This is a genomic window from bacterium (assembly GCA_026398675.1).
Taxonomy (GTDB): Bacteria; RBG-13-66-14; RBG-13-66-14; order RBG-13-66-14; family RBG-13-66-14; genus RBG-13-66-14.
In genome coordinates, this window is the sequence record JAPLSK010000191.1 from 1 (window position 1) to 3,181 (window position 3,181).

5 protein-coding genes are annotated in these 3,181 nt (G+C 69.1%); all 5 read left to right on the forward strand.

The annotated features are described in order from the left end of the window. Positions 1–385 (forward strand): FtsX-like permease family protein (locus tag NTW26_06335; GenBank protein MCX7021874.1); only part of this gene is annotated, 385 nt, incomplete at its 5' end. Beyond that, positions 378–1,067: an ABC transporter ATP-binding protein gene (locus NTW26_06340; GenBank protein MCX7021875.1), complete on the forward strand. Its 690-nt coding sequence runs from the start codon at positions 378–380 to the stop codon at positions 1,065–1,067. The genes NTW26_06335 and NTW26_06340, both read left to right, overlap by 8 nt. Next, positions 1,064–1,393 (forward strand): hypothetical protein, encoded by a 330-nt coding sequence (locus tag NTW26_06345; protein MCX7021876.1) that lies wholly within the window; start codon positions 1,064–1,066, stop codon positions 1,391–1,393. The genes NTW26_06340 and NTW26_06345 overlap by 4 nt, the downstream gene beginning before the upstream one ends. Continuing rightward, positions 1,393–2,403: a hypothetical protein gene (locus NTW26_06350; GenBank protein MCX7021877.1), complete on the forward strand. Its 1,011-nt coding sequence runs from the start codon at positions 1,393–1,395 to the stop codon at positions 2,401–2,403. Before NTW26_06345 ends, NTW26_06350 begins: the two co-directional genes overlap by 1 nt. 487 nt (positions 2,404–2,890) lie before the next feature. Beyond that, positions 2,891–3,181: hypothetical protein (locus NTW26_06355; GenBank protein ID MCX7021878.1), on the forward strand; the 291-nt coding region annotated here is incomplete at its 3' end.

Below are 3,181 nucleotides of genomic sequence, written 5' to 3' on the forward strand. Positions count from 1 at the left end.
GGTCCTGGTGGCGGCCTTCAACGTGGTGAGCAACCTCATCATGCTGGCGGTGGAGAAGACGAAGGACATCGGCGTGATGCTGAGCTTCGGGGTCAAGCGGGGCCAGGTGAGGGGGGTCTTCCTGACCGTGGGGATGGTCCTGGGCGGCCTGGGGACGGTGGTGGGCGGCGCGGTCGGCGCCGTGCTGGCCTGGCTTCTGGAGAAGTACAAGTTCATCCACCTCACGGCGGAAATCTACAACATGGACCATCTGCCGGCGGTGGTGAGCTGGGGCGACGTGGTGCTGATCGGCGCCGTCGCCATGTTGATAACCCTCCTTTCGACCCTTTACCCCGCCTGGCGGGCCAGCCGGCTGGATCCCCTGGAGGCCATCCGCTATGAATGAGGCCCTGCTGGAGGCCCGCGGGGTGGAGCGCTTCTTCCAGGACGGCGAGCGCCGCCTGGAGGTCCTTCTGGGCGTGGACCTGGAGGTGGCCGCCGGCGAGACGGTGGTGGTCGTCGGGGCGTCGGGCACCGGCAAGAGCACGCTGTTGCACATCCTGGGGGCGCTGGACCGGCCCACGAGCGGCCGCGTCCGAATCGGCGACCGCTGGCTCGACGACCTCTCGGTGCGCGAGCTGGCGCTGGTGCGCAACCGCGAGGTGGGCTTCGTGTTCCAGATGCACCACCTGCTCCTGGAGTTCAGCGCGCTGGAGAACGTGATGCTGCCGCTCATGGCCCGCGGGGAGAGCCCGGCCGAGTCCCGACGCCGCGCCGAGGAGATTCTCGCCCGGGTGGGACTCTCCGACCGCCTACTCCACTCCCCGGTCAAGCTCTCCGGCGGCGAGCAGCAGCGGGTGGCCATCGCGCGGGCCCTGGTGGGCGGCCCGGCGCTGGTGTTCATGGACGAGCCCACCGGCAACCTGGACCCGGACACCGCCGAGCGCGTTCTGAACCACGTCTTCGCGCTCGCCGGGGCGGACGGCACGAGCTTCATTATCGTCACCCACGACGGGCGTCTGGCGGCGCGCGCCGACCGAGCCCTTACCCTCTCCGGCGGAAAGCTTATCCCCATGGAGGCGAGATGAACTGCGATCGCTGCGGATCGGACGAGGCGGTGGTGCGCTTCATCCCGGCCTGGGGCCAGGACATGGCCCTGTGCGACCCTTGCCTGGAGGTGGTCCGTTCCGAGGCGGAGTGGGAGATGTGGCTCCCCTCGCCCTCGGCCGATTTCCTCTACGGCCTGGGCGTCCCCTCGCCCCTGATCCGCATCGCCCAGCGCGGCGAGGGCCCGATCTGCCCCGAATGCGGCACGAGCTGGTCCGACTTCGCCCAGGCCGAGCGGTTGGGGTGCCCGACGTGCTACGAAGTTTTCGACGACCACCTCCGGCTCTTCTACCGGTTCCACGAGTGATGGTCACCCTCGCCCCCAGCCTGGAGCTTCTCCTGCGCCCCCCGCGCTGGATCGCGGCGAACGCCAACCCCGTGTGGCTGGCCACGCGCGTCACCGTCATCCGCAACCTCGCCGGCCTGCCCTTCATTCCCGAGGGGACGGACCGCCACCGGCTGCTGGAGCAGCTCGAGGTGCTGACCGACGTCCTGGGTTCCAGTGTCCGTCGGGCGGTCTTCGACGACCACGGCGGAACCGGTTGGTGGGCCGAGCGGGCCCTCTGGCCGCCCATTCTCACCGAGAACGCCCGGCTGTACTTCTGTGAAAGGGAGGACCGCTGGCTGATTCTGGGCGGGCAGGACCACGCCGTTTTTTCGGTCGTCGAGGATAGTCCCGGGCGGGGTGGTCTCCTCGATCAGGTGGAGCGTTTCGACGAGGCTTTCTCGACCGTCGGCGAGGCGGCCCACGACGACGAGCACGGGTACCTGACCAGCTCTCCGCGCCGGGCGGGGGCGGGGGTGGGGGTGGAGCTCGTTCTCCACCTGCCCGGTCTGATGCTCACCCGGCAGCTCCGGCGTCTCCTCTCCGCGGCGGCCCAGCTCGGCTTCTGGGGCACCGCCATCGGCCCGGTCGGCGGGGGCATGGTGACCCTGGTGAACCTGGTGGCTCTCCGGCGCGGACCCGGCGAGCTTCTGGATTCGGCCAAGCGGGTCGGGGAGCTTCTGACCGGGGCCGAGGAGACTGCCAGAGGGGCGCTCCTCTCGGGCCGCCGGAACCTCGTCGAGGACGGGGTGGGGCGGGCCTGGGGCATCCTCAGCCACGGGTCGGGCTTCGAGGAGCTCGAGGCGGGCACCCTCTGCTCCTGGCTCCGGCTGGGGCGTTGCATGGACCTCCTCCACCGGCCGTCGCTCTCCCGGATCAACGCGGCGCTGTGGAGCCTGCAGGGAGACCTCCTGGATTCGCTGGCCGACTGGCGTTCCCTCACCACCCGGCAGTCGAGGAGCGAGGTGCTGACCCGGCTCGGTCGGCGATGACCTAGGGATACGGCGCCAACCGTGCTATACTAAGGGGTGCCTGGGAAGCGGTCCGGGACCGGCAATCGGGCCGACCGTCCGCGGAGGGGGCTCACTCCCGAAGCAAGGACGCACGCGGCCGCTCTCGGAATCGCTTGGAGGTTCATTCCCGCGGGAGATAGCCCGTATCGGCGCAATCGGGCCGACCGTCCGCGGAGGGGGTTCGCTCCCGAAGCAAGGACGCACGCGGAGAAGGGCCGTTCTCGCGGGAGATAGCCCGTATCGGCGCAACCGGGCCGACCGTTCGCGGAGGGGGTTCGCTCCCGAAGCAAGGATGCACGCGGAGAAGGGCCGTTCCCGCGGGAGATAGCCCGTATCGGCAGAGTAGAACCGTCCGGCTCGCGGTTCGCCCGGCCCCGGGATGCAAAAAATTACATCCGGCGCCACAGTCGAAAAAAAGCCGTCTTAAAGGGTAGAAAAACCGATCCGCCCCGACCCCGGAGAAGAAATGCTCGACAAGTTCACCCCTCGCGCCCGTCAGGTTATCCTCTTCGCCCGGGACATGGCCAAGCAGATGGGCCAGGACTACCTGGGCACCGAGCACTTGCTGTTGTCCCTCGTGGAGGAGTCGGACGGCGTGGCCGCCTACGTCCTTTCCAAGTTGGGCCTCCGTTCGTCCATGATCCGCTCCGAGCTCCAGCGCTTCCAGTCCTCGGGCAGCCACCGGGCCACCTCGGACGAGAAAATCCCCTTCACCGACCGTGCCAAGCAGGTCCTGGAGCAGGCGGTGCTGGTTGCC

Bases quoted from the DNA above. Each gene is read 5' to 3' on its own strand.
- NTW26_06350 (MCX7021877.1), top strand. From the start codon at position 1,393: ATGGTCACCCTCGCCCCCAGCCTGGAGCTTCTCCTGCGCCCCCCGCGC.
- NTW26_06340 (MCX7021875.1), top strand. From the start codon at position 378: ATGAATGAGGCCCTGCTGGAGGCCCGCGGGGTGGAGCGCTTCTTCCAG.
- NTW26_06345 (MCX7021876.1), top strand. From the start codon at position 1,064: ATGAACTGCGATCGCTGCGGATCGGACGAGGCGGTGGTGCGCTTCATC.